Below are 21,471 nucleotides of genomic sequence, written 5' to 3'. Positions count from 1 at the left end.
GACGATGACGATTCAACGCAACGATTCGACCCCCCGGCCTCCGGACCAGTCGGCGCGCAACCGTCAGGTCGATCGCCAGGCCAAGGCCGACCCGCGCGAGGTCGCACCGCGCGAGCAGGTCGACCAGTTCCGCTCGCTGATGCAGCAGGCCAAGGGCGGCAATGTGGGGTTCGAGCAGGTCCCGATGCAGGCCGGCGAGGGCCAGTCCGAGGAGATGCTGCTGGCCGAACAGGCCAGTCGCCAGGAAGCAGCGAAGACCGGCCAGTCGGTGGCCGAGGTCCTGGATGCGCGTACGTTCCGGCAACAGCACGAATCCGGGATGTCGCAGCCCATGCCTGCCGAATCGGCGGCGATGCTGCAGGCGCAGATGGCGCTGCGCGACGGTGCCGCTGCGCCGCTGCCCTCCGCGGCCCCGGTGCCGGCCGATCCGGGCCAACTGCTCGACATGATGGAGCGCCATGTCCGTCAGCTCGCGGTCCACGATGCGCGCCAGTCCGGCGATGGCCAAGTGCTGCTGCGCATGTCCGATGCCACGCTCCCGGGCACTGATCTGCTGCTCACGCGGGAGGGCGAGGGTTGGGTGCTGCGCGCCGACAGCCGCTCGCGCGAGAGCTTCGATGCCATCCGCGAAGCCGGACCCCAGCTGGCCCGCCGCTTCGCCGAGCGCAACCTCGGCACGCTGACGATCGACCCGCACTTCCACGGCTGACCGCGCGCCGTTGGCCTGCCCTCAGGCGGGCCGCTTCTGCGCCGATCACAGCGCCGGAGGCTGCGCCGACGTGTCGCGCTGCGCGTTTGGGGCCACGCCCTCCCGACGCGGACGCAGGCCGCGCCAGTCCTCGCGCCGCAAGCGAAACCGGCGCGCCGGCTTGCCGAAGTGCATGCCGGGATCGATCTCCTCGAATCCCAGCCGCAGCAACAGCGGCGGCACCGACCGATTGTCCGGTGCGCAGTGCGCCACCAAGTCCTCGAGCCCCAGTCCGTCGAACGCATGCGCACACAGTGCCGCGCCGCCTTCGATCGCATAGCCTCGTCCCCACGCCGACGGCAACAGACGCACCCCGATCGAGACATCGCGCGTGGTGCCCAGCGGCACCAGCGAGAACATGCCGATGAACCGGTCGCAGCGATCGCCGGCGCGCCACAGGCCCAGGCCCGGACGCTCGCGGTAGATGCGATTGGCCCACACCACCAGCCCCATCGCGTCGTCGAGGGTGTCGAGGCGATTGTCGAGCAGCAGACGCGTCACCCGCTCCTCGCGGCCGAGCTGCAGCAGTTCGAGCACGTGCCGGAACGCGAAGCCGCGCAGCTGCATGCGGCGGCTGCGCAGCTGCACCTCGGCGGGATAGTCGCGGCCATTGGCCGGCAGATCCGCCTTGGAGAACTGCGGCAGCGCCTCTTCGGGCGGGGGCGCGGTGTGTGAGTCGTGAGCGGACATCGTGCTCGCCGTTATAGCGCGAATGCGCCGGACTTAAATGGGGCAACTGTCACGCCTGGGGCGTGAACTAGGGCGGACCCTAGATGGGGTACGTCCCAGATGCGCGGTGTTTGATGCCGGCGCAGACTTGCCCTGCAGCCGCGATCGGCCCACCGCTCCACCGGCCCCGACGCGCACGATTTTTCGTTGTACCTCTCAGTCATCATCATCATCGATAAGGAGACACATCATGTCAGGTGCCATTTCCGACGCCATCGGTTCCGTCATCGGTACTGCCCTGGGCGGCCCGCTGGGCGGCATTCTCGGCAACATGCTGGGCGATCTGATCGGCCAGGTGTTCAGCAGCGCGTTCGACAGCCTGTTCTCGTCGATGGGCCTGCCGCAGTCCGCCCAGGACGCCGTCAGCGAAGGCTTCAAGGGCGGCTTCAGCTTCAACTTCGGCGTGGGCAACTGACCCATGCACTACGACCAGCAGGCCCAGCGCCAGGCATGGATCGATGGCCTCGCGCAGTTGCGTGAACAGGGCGCGATCTCTGCCGACGACGAGACCGTGCTGATCCGGCACATGGACGAGCGTCTCGACGTCGTCCAGCAGGAGCTCAAGGCGCTCGTGCCCGAGTACGAGCGGCGCGCTGCGAGCGACGGCCGGGAGGCCGCCGACGCCTGGCTGGGGGCACAGGCTCGCGAAATGGGCGAGCGGGAAGGCGCCGATGCCAGGCGGATGGTGGAATCGCTATCGGCCGTTCGGGAGTCTTCTAGCGTTGCTTGAGCGAAGTCTTGGGTTGGGACATTCGCGGACGCCATTTGGCGTCCGCGAGCGTTTTCGTCCGCACCAATGGCATTGAGTCCGACGCTGCATGCATACATGTTTGTAATGTCGCATTGCTCAACATGACCCCTGGCCTCGTCGATCACTATCATTTCTCGCTACCTAGCCTACTCATGAAGGAGCCGCAGCATGTCCTCGCCTCAGCCCCCCTCAGATAGATTGGCCCAGATGCGCGATACGCTGCTAGAAGAGTTCGACTCGATTCTCAAGCGTCAGCCATCCGTGGGAGCCGCCGATCGAGAGAGCATGATTTCCCGGCTCCAGGACGCCTTCAATGATCCGTCCCTTGTTGATGCGGCAAGTGTCGACCCTGAGCATTTTCAGGTTGATGTAGAAGGCACGCTCGGACAGTTGCAACGAGATGGGGTATTAGATAGATCGGATGTTGAGGAGGCGAGAGGTGTGTTCGCCAAATCTTTCGAAGGTCTTCAGAACGAAGCCGTTCAGCGTGCGCTCGAGTTCGCCCGGATTTCCCGCGAGCAGGGAGAGGTAGCGGCGCGAGCCTGGCTCTCGACCCAGTCCAACCAAGTTCCCCCAGTGGATAACACGGTACCCCACCATGTCGCTGCGGCGTTGAAGCATCGATAGAGGCCGAACGACTGGTGCGATAACAGCTGAGCTAGGGTCTGCCCCAGCTTCCAGATGTCGCCACTGAGAGGTAATGTCGAACTATAGGAACGGCGTCAAAAAAGCATATGTGACGCAGCGACCCCACTATTCGTCTAATGTAACCAGGAGAAAGTGTGATGTCCGAAGTCAACGGTGGTTTCGATTTCAAGATCCTGCTGGACGTTGCCGGCAACAGTGGCGTCGGTGAGGTCAGCGCCAACCGTAGAGGTGGCGAGAAGGGCTGGCTGACCGTGTTTGCCGAGGCGATGGGCAAGGTGATGCAGAAGCAGGTTGACGAGATTCAGAAGTTCTCTGAGTCGATCGGCACGAAGCCTTCTCCGGCCGATTCGACAGAGCTGACGGCAATGACGCAGAACTTCCAGATGTTCATGAATGCGGTGAGCACTGCGCTGAAGTCGATGGGCGAAGCGGCCGCCGGTATGGCCCGTAAGCAGTAACGGTTTTTTGTGTGTTGGACGGAGGCCGGGGTTAACCCCGGCTTTCGTCATTTCTAAGGGGCAGAAAGCGTCTTTAGCAGGAGGTCGATATGAATTGCACGTGGAAATTGTCGATGGCCGCGATGCTGATGACTGCGCTCATTGTCGCTTCGGGCGGTGCGATGGGACAGGACATGATCAACAACACGCCCGATTACATCGGTGCGTGGAATCATGCGCACATCATGCGATACCGAGATCGAAGCGAGCAGCCCACTGGCCCCTCTCGCTCCGAAATTGCTGAGCAGCAGAGAGAGTCGGTGGAGCGTGCACTTGCTTATCGAAGTGTTCCGCAGGTAACCAGGCGCGTTAACGAAGCTTTCGCTGATTACCTTGCCGGCGTACGTCAGCCGGAAGCATCGCTTCCGCCCCTTTTGAGAGCCGTCGCTCAGGATAATCCTGCCGGATCGGAATTTGCACAGATACTGGCCCGCCGTTTCGGCGCCGATCGGTCGCAAATCATCGCGACACTTGAAAGAGGAGACGCACAGCAAGAATTACGCCGAGGATTCCGGCAGGCCGGAAAATCTGACCGAAGTCTTATCGATCTGCACGCCTCGTTCTTAATGACATCTTGGGTCGTTGCGAATGGGCGGGATTCGGTTCGGAACCCGAATCAGGCGTTTTCTGGCATTCAGGAGCAATTGATCGCGCAGCGCGCAGACGACGCCGACGGGCGGGATGCGGTTCTCCAAGAGGCCGCGGAAACAATGGCGTTGATGAATGTAATGATTAATTCGGCATGGTTCGGTGGGAGCGCACGAGACAAGCGCGTTTTACAGGACGGAGTTGTCAAGATGGGGCGGCGACTTGGTATGGATTACACCCGGATGGGCCTGACAAGCACCGGGTTTCGTGCGCTTTGAGTTGGTATCGTTAAGTTGCAGATGCTCATCATGCCGTTGCATACGATCAGCAAGTCGATGGATCATGGTCTGAGCAGCGCCGCCCGCAGGTAGTAGCTGCCAAGCGTAGCCCAACGAAGAGCCAGTTGACACACGCCTTCGCCTTCGTGGGGACTGCGATTGCCAAGCCACATTTGCGCGTTGGCTGGCATCCATCTTTACACTCCAGCCAGGCGTTACAGTCCATCAGTCCCCGCCATCAAACGTGCTGTCCACGACAGGAGATGCGCGATGAAGTCTTCGGTTCGCAAGCAAGTGCCTCGCAAGCAGCGAGTGTGGTGTCTGGTTCTGGGTGCAGTCGCGCTCCCGCTCGCCTGCTTCGCGCAATGGGATCCCTCCGCCACTGCCGACCTGGGCATGGGGTATGGTCAAGCCGCGTTGTCGCAAACGACGCTCGAACACACCATGGACGCGACAACCGAGGGAAGTGAGGACGATTCCCGGGAGCAGGGCGCGACGACGGCCCACGCGCAGATGGACGCGCAGCGGCTTCAATCGCTGACGCGCGAGTATCGGCAGCGTGTGGAGCGGGACGGGGTCGAGAGCGCCAGGGCGTGGGCATTCGAACTGGGACGCCGGGACGCGCATGAGCGGTGATCGGCAGTGGCGGTGTCGCGCATCGGCATGTTGGCCGCTCCTTTTTGCTATCGCCGGGCTGGCTACCGCGTGTTCGGACGGCGCGCGAGCGACCCAAGGCGCCGGCGCTGTGGACACCGGCGAACACGATCAACAGGCATTTCTTGAGGCCTACAATGCCGGGGTGCAGAGCGTGGCCGCATCGACGTCCGCCGTGTCTGCGGACAAAGGAGAGGGCGCTGCCTTCAGCGCGCAAGGGCCTGCACTGAGCAGCGTGCGGATCGACAATCTCTCGCAGTTCGTGGACTCCGGCGATGCGGATGCCTGGCTGCAGGCACGATATCGGGCGTTGGGCTATCCCGGTACCGATATCGTCGACGCCAATGCCCTGCTCTTTCTCGTGCATTGGGAGGCCTTCCATGGCGTACGTGCCACGCCGTCGCAAGCAGCAGGCCTGCGCCAGCAGATGAGTGCGCACTGGGCACGCCAGGGCGCGCAGAGCGGCGATGCGCAGGCGCTCGCCAATCGCCAACGGATCTATGAACTGGTCGCCGCCACCCTTGGGCGGGAGGCTGATCGTGTGCGGGGCCAAGCACGCGTGCAGGCGGTGTTCTCGCAGTCGGTCCGGCAGGATTTTCAACGGCAGACCGGGAACGATCTCGCCGCCATCGAATTGACCGGCGCCGGCTTCCAGGCCAGCCAAGACGCCGCATCGCAAGGAGGTTCCTGATGTTTGCTCATGCGAAATCCCGTGTCCGTGCTGTGACTGGACTTTTGATGGGCGCGGCGATGCTGCTGGCCGGTGCGGCGGTACATGCCGCTGATGGCGATGCAGCCGTGCAGCGTGCATTGCAGCAGGCAGTTTCCCGGCCAGCACCTGCGCAGGTCGATGCAAACGCCGTCCAGACCCTGTCGTTTCGGCGTGACCCAGCCATTAGCGCACGGGTGCAGCAGGAGACGATCCAGGCGTTTGGCCGCAACACGCAGCAGGTCGCCGATCTTGAAAAAGTGATCGGCTCAGGTGAGTTGCTGCGGCAGTTCGACGGCATTCTGCGGCGCTACGGGTATGACCCGACCAATCTCGGCGATGTGCTGGCCGCGCATCTGCTGATCTCTTGGGAGGTTGCCAACGACCGCGATTCGGCCAGGGTGCCGGATGGGCAACGCGCGGTGCGTCGTCAGTTGATAGGTCCCTTGGCCGCCGTGCCGCAGATCGCCGGCATGAATGATGCAGCCAAACAGGCACAGGCCGAGCGCACGGCATATCTCACGATGGTGTCGGCGCTGTCGTACCAAACGATGAAGCGCCAGGGCAATCGCGAGGCGCTGGCGACTCTGGCTTCGGGCGTGCGCAGGGGCCTGCAGGGGAATGGCATTGATCTGCAGCGCATCGAGCTGACCGACGGCGGCCTGGTGGCGCGCTGAGTACGGGTATCGCCCAGGTGGGTCAGTATATTTCTCCTGATTTTCGCTTCATCAGAGGTAAACTGCGTACCGCACGCCGCCGCCGTGCCAGCGCGCGAGCGTGTTGTTGCAGCGCTGCATTACAGGCACGAGTGCAGGCTTGTTTCTGCTCGGAAACACCAGGCCTCAGTAAGTCCAAGCGGTAGTTGGTATAGAATAAGCAGTGTTCGCTTTGTATTCTCAGCAAGGAGGGCTGGCATGAAAATGCTTGTTTCTCTGTATGTCGCGCTGTTTGCAATGAACTGTTGGGCGCAGGATGTTGTCGTTCCTCAAGTGACGACGGCGAGCCCGGGCGCGTATGCGCAGCCGCTTCAGCTTGACACGGATCGATACAATCGCGAGCAAGCCGAGCGGCAGGGGCGACAGCGGTCACCCGGCCGCCAAGACACGAGCGCTGAGCCAACTCAAGCCGAGATTGATGCCGTCATGGAAAGGCTGGCGCCGGAGTACCGTCGTCGCGTGCAACGCGATGGTGAGCGCTCGGCACTTGTTTGGCTTCGTCAGGCGGCATTCGAAGCGGGGCGAAATGCGGCGTCCAAACGCCAACGTCGATGAGTCCAAGAATGATCAGCGTGCAGCCAGGGGTGCTGTCGTGCGCTCTGGTTGCTGCCATTGTGATGTACATCGCGGCATGCTCTGAACGTGGCGTGGACGTTGAACTCGAAGATCGTGGCGGAGCACCGCCGGTCTTGTTCGAGGCAGCTGTTCTCTCTGAAGAAGAAAGATCGGTGTTGGAGGCTTCCTTCGCGCGTGGGTTTGCAGGTGAGGGAGGTCCCGCCTATTCAACCGAGCTTTTGTTCGTAGACAAGTTTTCGGAGATCTCTGGTCTGGATGCGCCTTGGGTGGAAGCATTCGTCTTGTCCGGAGCAGCGGAATCTGTGGCCAGGAACCGCTCCTTGGAACTTGACCTCGAGTTTGGCGCGACGAATCGAAATCACGCCCTTTTGTTGGTGACTGCTTGGCAAGTCGTGAGTGGAAAAACTGTCGGAGGGCGTGAGGCGGAAGCCGTTCTTCGGCAATTGGAGGGAGCGGGAGAACGATCCGGTACGCAGGCGGAAACCATCCATGCGTTGACTGCGGCCGTACTGCTTGAAGCCTCTTATCGGGCGCAGGCATCTCAAGGTGCTCGGCAAGCGCTATCAAGGACGGTGCGTGAGGATTTCAAGCGCACGACCGGCGTTGACTTCGCGTCGTTGCAGATCGGCCCGCAAGGGTTTTCCCGCAAGGCGGTTGCCCCGCAGTCCACTGATCAGAACTAGGTCCTCAACGTGAGTGTGGAGTGCTGCGATCGTCAGCCGTCCTACGTTTCGCGCATCGATGCGGATTCGTTACGTTGTGGCGGCGATTTTTCTCTGTATCAGCTCTTGAATCGAGGTCGTCATGGCACTGCTGCAGCGCTTGTCTGGCCTGGCACTTGTCGTGCTGTTTTTTCCCGCTTGCGGGGAAGCGGAACCTGCGTTTCTCGCGACCGATGATCCGTATGTCGGCACGCTCGATGTGCGCGCAACCCCGTCCAACGGAAGGCCCGCGATGCGCGCCTCGGGCGAGGGCAGCATTGCCTTCAAAAGGATGGGGGGCGATCGGGTCCAGTTGATCGTCCATGGCGAAGTTGCGGGTGTGCCTGGGCAGGCTTCGGGCGCCGGCAATGCGGGCTTCATTGCCGAGGGACGCGCTGGGCCGGATGGATGGCGTGCTCAGACCGGTGGCATCCACATCGACATCGACGCGCAGGGGCGGATCACGGGGGGCGGCACGGTGCAGCAGGATCGCTATATGTTGTCCGGTCGCTTGATGGGGTCCCAGGGTACGCTTGTGGTCGCGATTGAGCCGGGTGCCGCGGCAGCGGCGGGGCCGAGCGCAGAGATTTCGAGCTTTCGTTTCACTTACGCGCTCGAGCGCCGCCAGATGCGCGGCGACAGGGCACCTACCGCGGCGGGACGCGGACGCGGCAGCTGTCCGCACGTCGTCTATCAGCCGCGCATGATCGCCAACATCGGCGATGGCGCGATGAGCACAGTGCAGGTTCCGGTGTGTACGCCTTGAGTGGCAGGCCGATGTCGCACGAGGACGTACGCTCGCCGCTGCGTGGTGCACGTGCGGGCCCGGCCCACCGGTCAGGCGACTGCGGCTCTAATGGCGAGGCGCGCCGGCCGCGCCGCGTGCCGGGGCATTGAGCCGCCGGGCCAGCCACCATGCGCCGCAGGCGGCCGCCAGACCCGCGAACGCGAGTTCGCTGCTCCAGCGCCGCATCGCGGGGGCGGCCGGCATCTCGCCCATGCTCAGCAGCACGCTGACCAGCACCAGGCCCAGGCAGCCGTAGGCGACCAGAGCCAGCGTCCAGAACAGCCACTGCATCGCGCGCGCGATCTCGGCCGGCAGGTCGTCGTGGGGCCGCATCAGCAATCGCCGGCCCTGTGCCAGGGCGACCATCCACTGGCCGATGTCGGCGGGTCCGACCTTGAGCCGGTTGCGTCGGCGCAGGCCCGGGCCATCGGCGGTGTAGACGCCGGTGGCCACCAAGTCGACGCGCGACGGGCCGCCGCGCTCGCCGGCCGCCGGTGCCGTGGCTTGGGGATTGCCTGCGATCTGGGTGTTGCCGGCGACTTGCTGTGTCGCCGGCGCCTGGGTCGCCATGACCGCGGCCGGCACTGCGGCCAGGGTGGTACCGGCGGGAGCGTTGGCGATCGCGGGCTGCGTCGGGGGCGCGGCCTGCTGTGGCACGGCGCTGCGGTCGGCGGCTGGATTGCCCGGGGGCGCGAAGGCGGTCTCCGCGCGCTGTGGCTGCGCGGGCAGTGTCTGCGCCGGCATAGGCAGCGGCGTGGATGCGGTCTGCGGCGCAGCCGGAGCCGTGGATGGCGGCGTGGATGCTGTCTGTGGCATCGATGCCTGCTGGGCGAGTGCCTGCTGGGAGGTGGGCGCGGCCGCCTGCTGCGCCAGCGCGGCCTGCGTGGCGGCCGCTTGGCCCGGCACTGCGGCCGGCAGTGCCGCCGTGTTCGTGGTGGTCCCGGGCGGCGCGGCGACAGGGGCCTGCGGCACCGCATTGGTGAGCGCGCGTACGACCTGATTGGCGGCAGAGGCGAGCTGCGTCGGCAACGTCTGTGGGGGGGCGACCGGGGTGCTACCCGGTGGACCCGATTGGAAGGCAGGCGGCGCCGCCGTGCCGGGGGACAGGAGTTGGCGGACTGCATTCGCGGCGTTGCCCAGCAGGTTGCCCAGCGCCGGTAGCAGCCCGGTCTGGCCCGGCGTGGATGTCGGGCCACCAGGGGACGGCAGGTGTGGGGCATGACCGCCATCGGGCCGCGCCGGGCCCGGTAGACCGCCACCGAGTCCGGGCCCGGCCGGAATGCCGCCCGGGGTCGGAATGTTGGGGCCGGCTGGATGACCACCATGCGGGTGGCCGCCATTCCATCCGTTGTGGGCGGGCTGCCCCCCGGGTGGTGCAGGCAGTGGCGGTGGTGCCGGAATCGGCGGGCCGCCTGGCGGTGTGGGCAGGGTCGGACGTGCGTCCGCCGCCGGCGCGCCACTCTGCCCGGGCCGCGGGCCGTTTCCGAAGTTCACACCGGGAAACTGCTGATGGAAGAGGGCGGACGTCAGCCCCTTCATCGTGTTCGAGAACGCGTTGCCGAGCTGCGGGCCAATGCCGTGCCCGTTGCCGCCCGGGCCATTGCCGAGCAGCCCGGACAGCCTGCCCAGGTCGGCGGAGGCGTGCTTGTGGATTTCACTGATCAGCGACACGACGAGGCCTCGGGGGCGGCATGACCGGGTCGGTGGTGCGGAGCCGGACCGCCCGAAGGTAGTCGAACGTCCCGCCATTCACACCTGGGGGCGACCCCAGGGTGGGGAGAACGCCTGTCGGACGATGTGCGCTCCACCTCGGCCGCCTTGCGGCGCGCGATGCCGATCGCTGCGCGGGCAGGATAAAAAAAGGGAGACCCTCGGGGTCTCCCTGAACCGGACGATGCCGGAGGACTCGGTGTTGACGCGTTCAGCCTAGCGCGTTCATCAAGCTGACGCAATACTTCAGGTTCGTCGGCTAAGTGACTGAGGTCCCGGCGGTGTAGGCGTCGTAGATCACTGCGCCAAGTCGAGCGCCGCGCGCTTTGCGGCGCGGCGGGCCGGTGCGGGCTGGTCCCAGGCGTTGTTGAACTGCGCCGGCTCCCAGCCGCCATAGGTGGGATTGGCCAGCATCCACCAGCGCTCGCCGAACCAGTCGCCGTACTCGTCGAGCAATTGCGTGCGGGCCTCGCCCGTGTTGGCCAGGACTTCGACGAAGTCGCCGAGCTGGTCGCCAAACTGCATCAGCACCCGATATTGGCGGCCGGCCAGGCGACGACGGCAGGTCTTCTCGCTGCCGTGCTGCTCGCAGCCTTCCACATGCGTGCCCAATCCCAGGAACACGCTGTCGTCCTTGACGGGCAGACCTTCGGCGCGCAGGTTGGCGAGCGTCGCCTCCTGCAGATGCTGGGCGCGGTTGGACAGGTAGAGGATGGTCACGCCCTTGGCCTCGGCGGCCTTGGCGAACTCGAGCACGCCGGGAACCGGGCGGGCCTTCTTCTCGGCAACCCACTGCGCCCAGGTGACCTCGTCGTACTCCAGCCCGTTGTGCACCAGACGTGCCTGGTAGGGCGAGTTGTCGAGTACGGTCTCGTCGATGTCCATGATCACCGCAGGCGGCAGCGCGCGCGCGTCGCCCGCCAGTTCGCGCTCGGCCGGCACCAGTGCATCCCAGTTCGGTTCGGCCAGGGCCGCATCGAGGTGGTCGGCAGCCGCGCGGAACAGCGACAGGCTGTTGGCGCGGTACTCCTCCGAACGCTGCACCCACAGCACCGCGTTGAGGTTGTCGGCGGGCGCGCTGACATCGGTGACGGGCGCAGCGGCGGGCTGTGGGGCGGCGACTGGGGCGTCGGCGGGCGCCGCCACGGGTTTGCAGGCCGCGATCAGCAGCGCGCTGGCGAGCAGGGTCAGGGCGGGGAGCGTTGTGCGCATCGCAGAAAGCCTGGGATCGATCGGCCAGGGAGTGTAACCGCAGCTCTTCACGCCAGCATGACATCCAGGCGCACTCGGGCCATCATGCCGGCCCCGTCCGACAGGAGCCGACATGCACCAGACCGCCCGCTGGCCGGAACTGAGCCCCGCCGAAGCCCGCGTGCTCGGCTGCCTGATCGAGAAACAGGCGACCACGCCCGACGTCTATCCGCTCACCGTCAACGCCGCGCAGTCGGCAGCCAATCAGAAGACCGCGCGCGAGCCGGTGATGGCGCTGAGCTTCGGCGACACGCATCACGCGCTGCGCCAGCTCGAGCAGCATCGGCTGGCGCGGCAGTCGTTCTCGTCGCGTGCCGAGCGCTACGAGCACAGCGTCGGCAGTCTGCTGGACCTGCCGCCGCCCCAGATCGCGCTGCTCGCCGTGCTGCTGCTGCGCGGCGTGCAGACCGCGCACGAACTGCAGGCGCGCAGCGAGCGACTGCACGCCTTTGGCGACATCGAGGACGTGCGCCATCATCTGGAGCGAATGGCGGCCAAGGCGCTGCTGGTGCGCATCCCGCCGGGCGCGGGGCGCCGCGAGGAGCGGTTCGCGCATCTGTTGTGTGGGCCGGTCGATGTCGAGAGCCTGCCGATGTCCGAGCCAAGGGGCGAGGCCGCGCGCAGCGACGAGGCGCTGGTGGCGCGCGTAGAGGCGCTCGAGGCCGAGGTCTCGGCGCTGCGCGACGCCCTGGCCGCGCTCGCACCGGGTGCGCACACCTCGCCCTGACGCCGGTGCGACGGTGGCCGTAGCGGCCGCCATCGCTCAGCTGTCGAGCAGGGCCTTGATCGAGGCGAAGCCGTGGTTGGCGCGCTCGCGCTTGCGCTGCGCGTCGGCGACCGGGTCGGCGCCATCGCGCTGGATCTCGGCGGCTGGCAGTTCCTCGAAGAACCGGCTGGGGGTCAGCCGCAGCTTCTGGCCCCAGCGCTGGGTCTCGCGCGGATACGACAGCCACAGCTGTTCCTTGGCGCGGGTGATGCCCACGTACAGCAGCCGGCGCTCTTCGTCGATGCGGCCCTCGTCGATGCTCGATTCGTGCGGCAGCGTGTTGTCGTCCATGCCGATGATGAACACGTAGCGGAACTCCAGGCCCTTGGCGGCGTGCATGCTCATCAGCCGCACCTGGTTGCCGGCATCGCCTTTGTCGGCGTGGGTGAGCAGCGCCAGCTGCGAGGCCAGTTCGCCTGGCCCCGCGCCGCGGGCGCCTTCGAACCAGTCGGCGAGTTCGTCGAGGTTGCCGCGGCGGATCCGGAACAGCTCCTCGCTCTTGCACTGCGCCTGCAGCATCGCGATCAGGCCGGAGCGCTCGTTGAGCTTGCGTACCAGATCGCCCGGCGGCATGTGGCGCGCGTCGGCGCGCAGTTCGCGCAGGATGTCGGCGAACTCGCTCAGCGCATTGGCCGCGCGCGGGGTCAGCTGCTTGAGCAGCCCCATCGATTCGATCGCTCGCGACATCGGCATCTGGGCGCTGCGCGCAAGCTCGGCCAGCTTGGCCAGCGTCGTCTGACCGACACCGCGGCTGGGGGACTGCACCGCGCGCAGGAATGCCGAGTCGTCGTCGGGGTTGGCCAGCACGCGCAGCCACGACATCGCGTCCTTGACCTCGCCGCGGTCCAGGAACGCGGTGCCGCCGCTCAGGTGGTAGGGCACACGCAGCAGCTGCAGCGCTTTTTCCAGTGGCCGCGAGAGGTGATTGCTGCGAAACAGGATGCAGAACTCGCTCCACTCGGCCTTGCGCGCGGACTGCAGGAAGTGGATCTCGCCGGCGACCTTCTCGGCCTCGTGCGCACTGTCGCGGCACTCCCACACGCGGATGCGCTCGCCGTCGGGCTGCGCGCTCCACAGCGTCTTGGGATGTTCGTGCGGGTTGTTGGCGATCAGCGCGTTGGCCGCGCGCAGCACGCGATTGCTGCAGCGATAGTTCTGCTCGAGCTTGACGATGCGCAGCGTCGGGTAATCGTGCGCCAGCGCGGCCAGGTTCTCGGGATTGGCGCCGCGCCAGGCATAGATACTCTGGTCGTCGTCGCCCACGCAGGTGAAGTTGCCCTTGGGCCCAGCGATCGCCTTGAGCAACCGGTACTGCGCGTCGTTGGTGTCCTGGCACTCGTCGACCAGCAGGTAGCCGATGCGCTCGCGCCAGCCCAGCACCGCGTCCTCATCGGATTCGAGCAGTTGCACCGGCAAGCGGATCAGGTCGTCGAAGTCGACCGCGTTGAACGCCGCCAGGCGTTCCTGATACCGGGCGTAGAGCGCGGCGGCCTCGAACTCGCGCGCGCTGGTCGCCGCCGCGTGCGCCTGTTCGGGCGACAGGCCGGCATTCTTGGCGCGCGAGACCAGGCCCTGCATCGCCTGCACCACGTCGGGCTTGGCGCCGGGCAGCAGATCCTTGATCTGCGCGGCGGCATCGTCGGCGTCGAAGATCGAAAATCCGCGGCGCAGCCCCAGCTTGGCGTGCTCGATCTGCAGCATCTTCAAGCCCAGAGCATGGAAGGTGCAGATCGTCAGCCCGTCGGCGGCGTCGCCGCGCAGACGCTTGGCGATGCGCTCGCGCATCTCCTTGGCCGACTTGTTGGTGAACGTGATCGCGGCGATGCGCTTGGCCGGGTAGCGCCCGGACTGGATCAGGTGGGCGATCTTCTCCACGATCACGCGCGTCTTGCCGCTGCCCGCGCCGGCCAGCACGAGCAGCGGGCCCTCGACGTGGCCGAGGGCCTGGGCTTGTTGGGGATTCAGACCGTGCATCGGATGGGGCATCTGTCTAGCGACGCATAGTGTACCGGCCGGCGGCGCTGGCCCCTTGGCCGGTAGAATCCGCCGATGGCCAAGCTCTACTTCTACTACTCGGCGATGAACGCCGGGAAGACCACCACGCTGCTGCAGAGCGCCCACAACTACCGCGAGCGCGGCATGCGCGTGGCGATCCTGACCCCGCGGCTCGACGACCGCGCCGGGGTCGGGCGGGTGGCCTCGCGGATCGGGCTGTCGGCCGAAGCGATCGCGTTCGACCGCGATGACGATCTGCTCGACTGCGTGCGCGCGCTGGGCGCTGGCGAGGACGTGCCCAGGATCGACTGCGTGCTGGTCGACGAGGCCCAGTTTCTGACCCGCGCCCAGGTCTGGCAGCTGTCGGAGGTCGTCGATGCGCTGCGCATCCCGGTGCTGTGCTACGGCCTGCGCACCGATTTCCGCGGCGAGCTGTTCGAAGGCAGCCAGGCGCTGCTGGCCTGGGCCGACGAACTGAGCGAGATCAAGACCATCTGCCACACGGGCAAGAAGGCGACGATGACCGTGCGCGTGGACGAGCGCGGTTATGCGGTGCACGACGGCCCGCAGGTCGAGATCGGCGGCAACGAGCGCTACGTGTCGGTGAGTCGCGCCGAGTTCAAGCGGATCGCGCGCGGCGAAGGCCGGATCGAACCGGCGCAGCCCGAATTGCCGTTGTAGCGGCTCAGCGCTGGCAGCGCGGGCACCACACGGTCGTGCGCTGGGCGATCGACGCCTGGCGCAGCACGCTGCCGCAGCGTGGACAAGGCTCGCCGCCTCGCCCATACGCCAACAGCTCCTGTTCGAAGTACCCCGGTGCGCCGCCCGGCGTGACGAAATCGCGCAGTGTGGTGCCGCCGCGCTGGATCGCGTAAGCGAGGATGCGTCGGATCTCGTCGGCCAGGCGTACATAGCGGGCGCGCGAGATCTTGCCGGCCTCACGCAGCGGCGAAATGCCGGCTGCGAACAGCGCCTCGGCGGCGTAGATGTTGCCGACCCCGACGACGATGCGCTGGTCCATCAGCAGCGCCTTGACCGGCGCGCGCCGGCCGCGGCTGGCATGGAACAGATGGTCGCCGTCGAAGGCCTCGCCGAGTGGTTCGGGGCCCAGGCCCTGCAGTAGCGCGTGGGTCTGGCCCGGCGGCTGCCACAGCAGGCAGCCGAAGCGACGAGGATCGTGCAAACGCAGCACGCGCCCCGAATCCAGCGCGATGTCGACATGGTCGTGCGCGAGCAGCGGCACATCGGGCGTGAGCACGCGCAGGCTGCCCGACATGCCCAGGTGCAGCAATGCACTGCCGGCCGCGGTGTCGAGCAGCAGGTACTTGGCGCGGCGGCGGATGCCGTCGATGCGCTGGCCCGGCAACTGCGTGGCGACCTCCGGCGGGATCGGCCAGCGCAGGTCCGGCCGGCGCATCTGGACCGCCACGATCCGACGGCCTTCGACATGCGGCGCCAGGCCGGCGCGGGTGGTTTCGACTTCGGGCAGTTCGGGCATCGAGCGCGGGCCGGGCGGTGCCGATCAAGGCGGAGCCGATGAAGATCGGGGGTCGACGCCGCGATTCAATGGCAGGGGCGTGAATGCGGGCGGCGGCCGGCGCGCGTCGATGGGGACGCCGCGCCGCTCAGACCGGCAATGTGGTCGGAAGCGGTTCGGTGGCCACCCGATTGCGGCCGGCGTGCTTGGCCGCATACAGCGCGTGGTCGGCCAGGCGCAGCAGCCCGGCCACCGCGGCGGCATCGTCGGCGGCGACCGGGTCGCGCTGCGGCCGGCACGTGACCACGCCGACGCTGACCGTCACCCGGCCCAGCGGGCTGCTGGGATGCGCCAGATCCAGTGCCTCCACGCGTGCGCGGATGCGTTCGGCCACGTGCGCCGCCCCGGCCTCGTCGGTGCCGGCCAACACCACGACGAACTCCTCGCCGCCGTAGCGACTCACCGCATCGCCGGGACGGGAGACGGCCCGGCGCAGCGCGCCGGCGATCGTGCGCAGGCAGTCGTCGCCGGCCAGGTGGCCGGCCCCGTCGTTGTAGGCCTTGAAGTAGTCCACGTCGGCCATGCACAGCGACAGCGGGCTGCCGTCGCGCCGCGCACGGCCGATCTCCAGCGCCAGCCGCTCGTCGAGGTCGCGGCGGTTGTACAGGCCGGTGACGTAGTCCTGGCGCGCGTAGCCTTCGAGCCGGCGATTGGCCTCGGTGAGCAGTTGCTCGGCCTGGCGGCGGGCGGTGATGTCCATCCAGGCGATCGACAGCCCGGCCACACGGCCGAGCGCATCGTGCAGCGCGTGCGGCGCGGCGTACAGCCAGCGCGTGCGCCAGGCGAATTCGTGGGTCGGCAGCGGCTGGCCATCGCGTGCCAGCGCCAGGTCGGCGTCGAGCCACTGCGCCGCCTCGGGCAGCAGATCGGTCAGTCGCAGGCCGGCAACCGGGCCGTCGTGCTCGCACAGTGCGGCCATCGCCCGGTTGCCCATGACCAGGATGCCGGCGGTATCGACCGTGCTCATCGGCACGGCGGCATGGTCGTAGACCGCCTCGAGCTGCAGCACCCGCTCGCCGAGTTCGGAGATGTCGCGGTCGATGCCGCGGTAGCCGCGGAGGTCTCCTGCGCTGTCGAACAACGGCACGCCGCTGGTCTCCAGCACCACGATGCGACCATCGGCATGCAGGTTGCGATTGACCAGGCCCGAGAACGCACGACGCTCTGCGATGATGGCCGCGAACGCTTCGCCCACGCGGGCGGCCTCGGCCGGCGGCATGAACTCGAACGGGGTGCGGCCGAGCATCGCCTCGGGCGGATGGCCGAGCAGGGCGGTGACCATGCGCGAGCAGTAGGTGTAGCGGCCCTGCGCGTCGACCTCCCAGGCCCAGTCGGAGTTGTGGTCGAGCAGTTCGCGCAGATGCTGGAGATCGCGTCGGACACCGGCATCGGACGTCATCGAAGGGCCTGCACGGTCGATCGGGCGGCGCTCAATATAGCGCCGCGCCTAGCCGCCGCATCGTGAAGCGGGCGATGGCTCGGTGCGCGGTTCAGCCGTCCCAATCGGCCAGGGTGCGCGGCACCGGGGTCAACGCCGGGGTCACGTATTTCGGCAGGCCGTCGCGTCCGTAGGGCGGTGGCGCCTCACCGCGCACCAGGGGTTCGAGATAACGGCGCGCGGCCGCGGTGATGCCGTAGCCGTCGCGGCGGATGAAGCCGGCGGGCATGGTCTTCTCGTGGTTGGCGACCTTCTCCAACGGCGCGGCCTCGATCTTCCAGCGATACGGCGCGTCGGAGGTGCGCCGGATCACCGGCATGATCGCGTTGCGGCCGGCGAGCGCGAAGCGCACCGCTTCGCGACCCACCGCCATCGCGTGCTCGACATCGGTCTTGGCGGCCAGATGCCGGGCCGAGCGCTGCAGGTAGTCGGGCAGTGCCCAGTGCACCTTCAGACCCAGCGCGTCCTTGACCCGGCCGGCCAGGTGCGCGGCGACACCGCCGAGCTGGGCATGGCCGAAGGCGTCGCGGCCGCCGCCGGCGTCGCTGACGAAGCGGCCGTCGGCGGTGCGGATGCCTTCGCTGGCGACCACGACGCACCAGCCCACGCGCTCGACCACGCGGCGCACGTTGGCCAGGAAGTCGGCCTCGTCGAACGCGCGCTCGGGGAACAGGATCAGCTGCGGGGCCTCGTCCGGACCTTGGCCGGCCAGACCCGCGGCCGCGGCGAGCCAGCCGGCATGGCGGCCCATGGCCTCGTAGACGAAGACCTTGGTCGAGGTGTCGGCCATCGCGGCGACGTCGAGCGCCGCCTCGCGCACCGACACCGCCGTGTACTTGGCCGCCGAGCCGAAGCCCGGGCAGCAGTCGGTGACCGCCAGGTCGTTGTCGACGGTCTTGGGCACGCCGATGCAGGTCAGCGGGTAGTCGAAGGCCCGCGCCAGCTTGGAGACCTTGAGCGCGGTGTCGGCCGAATCGTTGCCGCCGTTGTAGAGAAACCAGCGCACATCGTGCGCGCGCAGCACGTCGAGCAGGCGCTCGTAGCGCGCCCGGTCAGCCTCGAGCGTGCCGAGCTTGTGGCGGCACGAGCCGAACGCGCCGCCGGGCGTGTGCGCCAGTGCGCGGACCGCGGCGATCGGCAACCGCGAGGCGTCGACCAGATCCTCGCGCAGCGCGCCGAGGATGCCGTTGCGCGCCGCCAGCACGCGCACGCCTTGCGCACGGGCCTCCTGCAGGACCGCCGAGGCGGTGGCGTTGATGACGGCGGTCACGCCGCCCGACTGGGCGTAGAGCAGGGTTCCGGAGGGCATCGCGGGCCTCGTCGATTCGGGTCGTGGCGGGATACGTTAAGCTGGTGCGGCCGTTCGCCGCCCTGCCCGAGTGTAGCCGCAGGACCGGAGGGCTCCCCACACTTGCAGGAGCGTTCGATGCGTTTGGTTCTTCTCGGAGCGCCCGGTTCGGGCAAAGGCACGCAGGCCGCACGACTGAAGGAACACCTGCAGGTGCCGCACATCTCCACAGGCGATCTGCTGCGCGCCGAAGTCGCCGCCGGCACGCCGCTGGGGCTTCAGGCCAAGGCGGTGATGGACCGCGGCGACCTGGTCTCCGACGAGATCCTGCTGGGCATGCTCGAGGACCGCCTGTCGCGCGATGACACCCGCGCCGGCTTCATCCTCGACGGCTATCCGCGCAACCTCGCCCAGGCCGCCGCGCTCGATGCGCTGCTGGCCAAGCTGGGCCAGACCTTCGATGCCGCCGTGCAGCTGGAAGTCGACAATGAGCAGATCGTCGAGCGGCTGGCCGGTCGGGCGAAGGCCGAAGGCCGTGCCGACGACAGTCCCGAATCGGTGCGCCACCGCCTCAATGTCTACGACCAGCAGACCGCGCCGGTGATCGGCTTCTACCGCGACCACGGCCAGCTGACGGTGGTCGACGGCGTCGGTCCGCTCGATGAGGTGTTCGCGCGCATCGTCGCGGCGATCGGCAAGGCCGACGCCGCCGCCTGAGCCGCGCCCAGCGCGCCGCCGGGTCCAGCGGCGGCGCGACTGCGGTGCCTGTCTTTCTCCCGGCGCGGCCGTCGGTCGTCCGCGCGCGCCGCAGCCGCCCCGGCGCAGTGCGGCCCCGTCCAGGACTTCCCACCCGTGAAACTCCATATCCTCGGCATCGCCGGCACCTTCATGGGCGGCGTCGCGGCGCTCGCACGCGAACTCGGTCATGCGGTCGAGGGCAGCGACCAGGCGGTCTATCCGCCGATGTCGACCCAGCTCGAGCAGCTGGGCATCGCGTTGCGCCAGGGCTACGACCCCGCGCACATCGGCGCCGACGTCGACCAGGTGGTGATCGGCAATGCGCTCTCGCGCGGCAACCCTGCGGTCGAGGCGGTGCTCGACGCCGGCCGCGCCTACACCTCGGGCGCGCAGTGGCTCAGCGAGCAGGTGCTGCCCGGTCGCGAGGTGCTGGCGGTCGCCGGCACCCACGGCAAGACCACGACGACGACGATCCTGGCCTTCCTGCTCGAAGCCGCCGGCCGCGCGCCGGGCTTTCTGATCGGCGGCGTGGCCGAGGACTTCGGCGTCTCGGCGCGGTTGGGTGGACCGGCCGATCCGGCGTCGTCGAAGGCAGAAGGCGCGGCAGCGCCGAGGCGACCGGTGTTTGTGGTCGAGGCCGACGAGTACGACACCGCATTCTTCGACAAGCGCAGCAAGTTCGTGCACTACCGCCCGACGGTGGCGATCCTCAACAACCTCGAATTCGACCACGCCGACATCTTCCCCGATGTCGCCGCGATCCAGCGCCAGTTCCATCACCTGGTGCGCACCGTGCCCGGCCGCGGACGGCTGATCGTCAACGGCCATGACGCGCGCCTGGGCGAGGTGCTGGCGATGGGCTGCTGGACCCCGGTCGAGCGTTTCGGTTTCGATCCCGCGTTCGACTGGAGCGCCGAACGCGTCGCCGCCGACGGCAGCGCGTTCCGGGTCCGCCGCCGTGGCGTGGACGTGGGCACGGTCGAGTGGCCGTTGCTCGGCGACCACAACGTGCTCAATGCGCTGGCCGCACTGGCGGCCTGCGCGGCGGTCGGCGTCGATCCGGCGGGCGTGCTGCCGGCGCTCGCGCGCTTTCGCAGCGTCAAGCGCCGGCTCGAGCTGCTCGGTCGCGCGCGCGGGATCACCGTCTACGACGACTTTGCGCACCATCCCACCGCGATCTCCACCACGCTGGCCGGGCTGCGGGCGAAGGTCGGGGAGGCGCGGATCGTCGTGGCGATGGAGCCGCGCAGCAATTCGATGCGGCTGGGCGCGCATGCCCAGGCCCTGGCGCCGTCACTCGAGGCCGCCGATGCGGTGGTGTTCCTGCACCGCCCGGAACTGGCCTGGGATGCGCAGCGCGTGGTCGACGCGGTGCGCGGGCAGGCGCGCACGGTGCCCGATGCCGACGCACTGCTGGACGCGCTCGCGGCGCTGGCGCGCGAGGGCGACCACGTGGTGTTCATGTCCAATGGCGGCTTCGACGGCGCCCCGCGGCGCTTTCTCGCCGGCCTGCAGGCCGATCAGGCGCCGGCGTAACCCAGCATCGTCGACAGCTCGGCGGCCGTGCGGCGCAAGGCGTCGACATGCGCCGGATCGGGCGTGGCCGGCAGGTAATGGATCGAGCCGACGATCGCCAGGGTGCCGAACAGCGCACCGCCGGCCTGCAGCAGCGGCGCGGCGAGCGCGTTGATGCCGGTGAACAGTTCCTCGGGCGCATCGGCCCAGCCGCAGTCGCGGACCCGGTCCAGTTCGCTGCGCAGGCGCGCATGCGTGGTGATCGTGCGCGGTGTCTCGGGTTCGAGCGGCTGCGCCAGATACTGCTCGCGCAGCGCCGCCGGCCCGTAGGCCAGCACCAGCTTGCCCTGGGCGCTGGCGTGGTGGGGAAAGCGGCTGCCCGGCCGCAGGCTGATCTCCAGCGGCGAGGTGCCGCGCAGCACGTCGATGACCGCCACTTCCTGCTCGGCATAGGAGGCGATGACGATCGTCTGGCCGACCGCGTCGCGCAGGCGCTCGAGCGCCGGCCGCGCCAGCGTGGTCAGGTCGAAGCGCCCGACGCAGGCCTTGCCCAGCAGATAGAGCTTCCAGCCGACCCGGTACTGGTTGGTGACCGGGTCCTGCAGCAGATAGCCATGATCGCGCAGCGCACGCAGGTGCCGGTGCGCACGCGCCTTGGGCATGCCCAAGTGTTGCGACAGCTGGGTGACCCCCAGCCCCTGGGGCGCGTTGGACAGTGCGTCGATGACCTGCAACGACACGATCGCGGTGGGAAGCGACGCGTCCGCGGCGTCGTCGGAGGCGGGGCCGGCCTGGGCCATGGGGATCGTCCTGTGCGGTGAAGCCGATGAATGCGGCGAGGCCGCACGCAT

General features: G+C 67.9%; 24 protein-coding genes. 16 read left to right on the top strand and 8 right to left on the bottom strand.

Annotation, left to right across the window (positions count from 1 at the left end):
* Nucleotides 1-4: 4 nt before the first annotated feature.
* Entirely contained in the window at nucleotides 5-709 is a 705-nt protein-coding gene (locus tag WAF18_RS00230; protein ID WP_337243321.1) for a hypothetical protein, read from the top strand.
* A 45-nt stretch (nucleotides 710-754) separates the two neighbouring features.
* Here the strand turns inward: WAF18_RS00230 and WAF18_RS00225 are convergent, their stop codons facing one another.
* Nucleotides 755-1,438 carry a GNAT family N-acetyltransferase gene (locus tag WAF18_RS00225; RefSeq protein ID WP_337243320.1) on the bottom strand — a complete coding sequence of 228 codons (684 nt, stop codon included), beginning with the start codon at nucleotides 1,436-1,438 and terminating at the stop codon, nucleotides 755-757.
* A gap of 229 nt (nucleotides 1,439-1,667) precedes the next feature.
* Between WAF18_RS00225 and WAF18_RS00220 the strand changes: the two genes are divergently transcribed.
* The 11 genes from WAF18_RS00220 to WAF18_RS00170 all read left to right on the top strand — a co-directional run bounded on the left by WAF18_RS00220 (nucleotide 1,668) and on the right by WAF18_RS00170 (nucleotide 8,361).
* Complete coding sequence (locus WAF18_RS00220; RefSeq protein WP_183425297.1) at nucleotides 1,668-1,892, top strand: hypothetical protein; 225 nt, start codon at nucleotides 1,668-1,670, stop codon at nucleotides 1,890-1,892.
* A gap of 3 nt (nucleotides 1,893-1,895) precedes the next feature.
* The gene (locus tag WAF18_RS00215; protein ID WP_337243319.1) at nucleotides 1,896-2,207 is read left to right on the top strand and encodes a hypothetical protein; all 312 of its coding nucleotides are present in this window, start codon (nucleotides 1,896-1,898) and stop codon (nucleotides 2,205-2,207) included.
* A 228-nt stretch (nucleotides 2,208-2,435) separates the two neighbouring features.
* Complete coding sequence (locus WAF18_RS00210) at nucleotides 2,436-2,855, top strand: hypothetical protein (RefSeq protein WP_337243318.1); 420 nt, start codon at nucleotides 2,436-2,438, stop codon at nucleotides 2,853-2,855.
* A 158-nt stretch (nucleotides 2,856-3,013) separates the two neighbouring features.
* Nucleotides 3,014-3,334, top strand: a complete 321-nt coding sequence (locus WAF18_RS00205) for a hypothetical protein (RefSeq protein WP_337243317.1) — start codon at nucleotides 3,014-3,016, stop codon at nucleotides 3,332-3,334.
* A 113-nt stretch (nucleotides 3,335-3,447) separates the two neighbouring features.
* Nucleotides 3,448-4,239: a hypothetical protein gene (locus WAF18_RS00200; protein ID WP_337243316.1), complete on the top strand. Its 792-nt coding sequence runs from the start codon at nucleotides 3,448-3,450 to the stop codon at nucleotides 4,237-4,239.
* Nucleotides 4,240-4,509: 270 nt separating this feature from the next.
* A complete protein-coding gene (locus tag WAF18_RS00195; RefSeq protein ID WP_337243315.1) occupies nucleotides 4,510-4,875 on the top strand; it encodes a hypothetical protein in 366 nt (121 codons plus the stop codon).
* A 109-nt stretch (nucleotides 4,876-4,984) separates the two neighbouring features.
* Complete coding sequence (locus WAF18_RS00190) at nucleotides 4,985-5,584, top strand: hypothetical protein (RefSeq protein ID WP_337243314.1); 600 nt, start codon at nucleotides 4,985-4,987, stop codon at nucleotides 5,582-5,584.
* Nucleotides 5,584-6,279, top strand: coding sequence for a DUF6683 family protein (locus WAF18_RS00185; RefSeq protein ID WP_337243313.1), 696 nt, complete (start codon nucleotides 5,584-5,586; stop codon nucleotides 6,277-6,279). The genes WAF18_RS00190 and WAF18_RS00185 overlap by 1 nt, the downstream gene beginning before the upstream one ends.
* Nucleotides 6,280-6,516: 237 nt before the next feature.
* Complete coding sequence (locus WAF18_RS00180) at nucleotides 6,517-6,873, top strand: hypothetical protein (protein ID WP_337243312.1); 357 nt, start codon at nucleotides 6,517-6,519, stop codon at nucleotides 6,871-6,873.
* Between the two features lie 8 nt (nucleotides 6,874-6,881).
* The gene (locus WAF18_RS00175) at nucleotides 6,882-7,577 is read left to right on the top strand and encodes a hypothetical protein (RefSeq protein WP_337243311.1); all 696 of its coding nucleotides are present in this window, start codon (nucleotides 6,882-6,884) and stop codon (nucleotides 7,575-7,577) included.
* 121 nt (nucleotides 7,578-7,698) lie between these two features.
* Entirely contained in the window at nucleotides 7,699-8,361 is a 663-nt protein-coding gene (locus WAF18_RS00170; protein ID WP_337243310.1) for a hypothetical protein, read from the top strand.
* Between the two features lie 87 nt (nucleotides 8,362-8,448).
* Here WAF18_RS00170 and WAF18_RS00165 read toward each other — a convergent pair whose 3' ends face one another.
* Together WAF18_RS00165 and WAF18_RS00160 are read right to left on the bottom strand one after the other, a co-directional pair.
* Nucleotides 8,449-10,053 carry a hypothetical protein gene (locus tag WAF18_RS00165; RefSeq protein ID WP_337243309.1) on the bottom strand — a complete coding sequence of 535 codons (1,605 nt, stop codon included), beginning with the start codon at nucleotides 10,051-10,053 and terminating at the stop codon, nucleotides 8,449-8,451.
* Nucleotides 10,054-10,389: 336 nt separating this feature from the next.
* Nucleotides 10,390-11,304 (bottom strand): HAD family acid phosphatase, encoded by a 915-nt coding sequence (locus WAF18_RS00160; RefSeq protein ID WP_337243308.1) that lies wholly within the window; start codon nucleotides 11,302-11,304, stop codon nucleotides 10,390-10,392.
* Nucleotides 11,305-11,416: 112 nt separating this feature from the next.
* Here WAF18_RS00160 and WAF18_RS00155 point away from each other — a divergent pair, with 112 nt between their 5' ends.
* The gene (locus WAF18_RS00155; protein WP_337243307.1) at nucleotides 11,417-12,070 is read left to right on the top strand and encodes a DUF480 domain-containing protein; all 654 of its coding nucleotides are present in this window, start codon (nucleotides 11,417-11,419) and stop codon (nucleotides 12,068-12,070) included.
* A gap of 36 nt (nucleotides 12,071-12,106) precedes the next feature.
* Here WAF18_RS00155 and WAF18_RS00150 read toward each other — a convergent pair whose 3' ends face one another.
* On the bottom strand, nucleotides 12,107-14,083 hold the full coding sequence (locus tag WAF18_RS00150) for a UvrD-helicase domain-containing protein (RefSeq protein WP_337243928.1): 1,977 nt from the start codon (nucleotides 14,081-14,083) through the stop codon (nucleotides 12,107-12,109).
* A 75-nt stretch (nucleotides 14,084-14,158) separates the two neighbouring features.
* On the opposite strand from WAF18_RS00150, the gene WAF18_RS00145 reads away from it, so the two are divergent.
* Entirely contained in the window at nucleotides 14,159-14,785 is a 627-nt protein-coding gene (locus WAF18_RS00145; RefSeq protein ID WP_183425309.1) for a thymidine kinase, read from the top strand.
* A 4-nt stretch (nucleotides 14,786-14,789) separates the two neighbouring features.
* Here WAF18_RS00145 and mutM read toward each other — a convergent pair whose 3' ends face one another.
* From mutM to WAF18_RS00130, 3 genes are all read right to left on the bottom strand, one after another.
* Nucleotides 14,790-15,602, bottom strand: coding sequence for a bifunctional DNA-formamidopyrimidine glycosylase/DNA-(apurinic or apyrimidinic site) lyase (gene mutM, locus WAF18_RS00140; protein WP_337243306.1), 813 nt, complete (start codon nucleotides 15,600-15,602; stop codon nucleotides 14,790-14,792).
* Between the two features lie 127 nt (nucleotides 15,603-15,729).
* Complete coding sequence (locus WAF18_RS00135) at nucleotides 15,730-17,040, bottom strand: diguanylate cyclase (RefSeq protein ID WP_337243305.1); 1,311 nt, start codon at nucleotides 17,038-17,040, stop codon at nucleotides 15,730-15,732.
* 91 nt (nucleotides 17,041-17,131) lie between these two features.
* Nucleotides 17,132-18,388 (bottom strand): 6-phosphofructokinase, encoded by a 1,257-nt coding sequence (locus WAF18_RS00130; protein ID WP_337243304.1) that lies wholly within the window; start codon nucleotides 18,386-18,388, stop codon nucleotides 17,132-17,134.
* A 117-nt stretch (nucleotides 18,389-18,505) separates the two neighbouring features.
* Between WAF18_RS00130 and WAF18_RS00125 the strand changes: the two genes are divergently transcribed.
* Both WAF18_RS00125 and mpl read left to right on the top strand, forming a co-directional pair.
* Nucleotides 18,506-19,084, top strand: coding sequence for an adenylate kinase (locus tag WAF18_RS00125; RefSeq protein ID WP_337243303.1), 579 nt, complete (start codon nucleotides 18,506-18,508; stop codon nucleotides 19,082-19,084).
* Between the two features lie 135 nt (nucleotides 19,085-19,219).
* A complete protein-coding gene (mpl, locus tag WAF18_RS00120; protein WP_337243302.1) occupies nucleotides 19,220-20,641 on the top strand; it encodes a UDP-N-acetylmuramate:L-alanyl-gamma-D-glutamyl-meso-diaminopimelate ligase in 1,422 nt (473 codons plus the stop codon).
* Here the strand turns inward: mpl and WAF18_RS00115 are convergent.
* On the bottom strand, nucleotides 20,626-21,420 hold the full coding sequence (locus WAF18_RS00115; protein WP_337243301.1) for an IclR family transcriptional regulator: 795 nt from the start codon (nucleotides 21,418-21,420) through the stop codon (nucleotides 20,626-20,628). The two genes, mpl and WAF18_RS00115, sit on opposite strands and share 16 nt — an antisense overlap.
* Nucleotides 21,421-21,471 lie beyond the last annotated feature (51 nt).

It is taken from the genome of Luteimonas sp. gir, assembly GCF_037198055.1.
GTDB classification, from domain to species: Bacteria; Pseudomonadota; Gammaproteobacteria; order Xanthomonadales; family Xanthomonadaceae; genus Luteimonas; species Luteimonas citri_A.
The sequence above is the reverse complement of the archived record's forward strand: the minus strand, read 5'-3'. Positions and strand labels throughout refer to the sequence as shown.